An 831-nucleotide genomic window follows, 5' to 3' on the forward strand; every position below is an offset into this window, starting at 1 on the left:
CGCTTACCACTTTGTGATTCATGACTGGGGTGAAGTCGTAACAAGGTAACCGTAGGGGAACCTGCGGTTGGATCACCTCCTTACCTGAAGATACTTTCCCGCGAAGTGCTCACACAGATTGTCTGATGAACTTAGAGAAGAGCGTAAAACGCCTGCAGGCTTGTAGCTCAGGTGGTTAGAGCGCACCCCTGATAAGGGTGAGGTCGGTGGTTCAAGTCCACTCAGGCCTACCAAATCATTTCTCATGCTGCGTTACAGCGCCGCTCGCATAGAAGACTATGCGTCGCGACACTGCGCCTTGCCTGAAAAATGATTCTCCTTGGTACTCACGCGTTTTACAACACTCATCGGGGCTATAGCTCAGCTGGGAGAGCGCCTGCCTTGCACGCAGGAGGTCAGCGGTTCGATCCCGCTTAGCTCCACCATCAACGAACCCGCGTTGATACAACTTCAGAATGCATTTACTGAATGCATTGCGAAGTTATTGCTCTTTAACAATCCGGAACAAGCTGAAAATTGAAACGACACGTCGTGTTCATTCTCCGTAATAAGAATGAAATTTACGATGTGTTCGAGTCTCTCAAATTTTCACATCCCATGTGGAATGCAGGAATCAACGAGCAGGGAAAAAGGCAAGGCGCGTCGGCGCACAGCCAGCGGAGCGTACTGACGTACGTGAGCATGGCGAGCACCGCTGCAACGCCGCATTTTTCCAGCGCAGTGATTCCGGACATGAAACGTCTGTGGGTTGTGAGGTTAAGCGACTAAGCGTACACGGTGGATGCCCTGGCAGTCAGAGGCGATGAAGGACGTGCTAATCTGCGAAAAGCG

Annotated in this window: 2 tRNA genes and 1 rRNA gene; all 3 read left to right on the top strand. The window is 51.5% G+C overall.

Annotated features, from left to right (window positions below):
* Nucleotides 1–83, top strand: a 16S ribosomal RNA gene (locus MXF20_RS23200); the annotation flags it as partial.
* Between the two features lie 73 nt (nt 84–156).
* Nucleotides 157–233 (top strand) — tRNA-Ile (locus MXF20_RS23205).
* Nucleotides 234–349: 116 nt separating this feature from the next.
* Nucleotides 350–425: transfer RNA gene (locus MXF20_RS23210), tRNA-Ala, on the top strand.
* Nucleotides 426–831: the final 406 nt, after the last annotated feature.

Source organism: Pantoea dispersa (assembly GCF_035783935.1).
Classification (GTDB): Bacteria; Pseudomonadota; Gammaproteobacteria; order Enterobacterales; family Enterobacteriaceae; genus Pantoea; species Pantoea dispersa_C.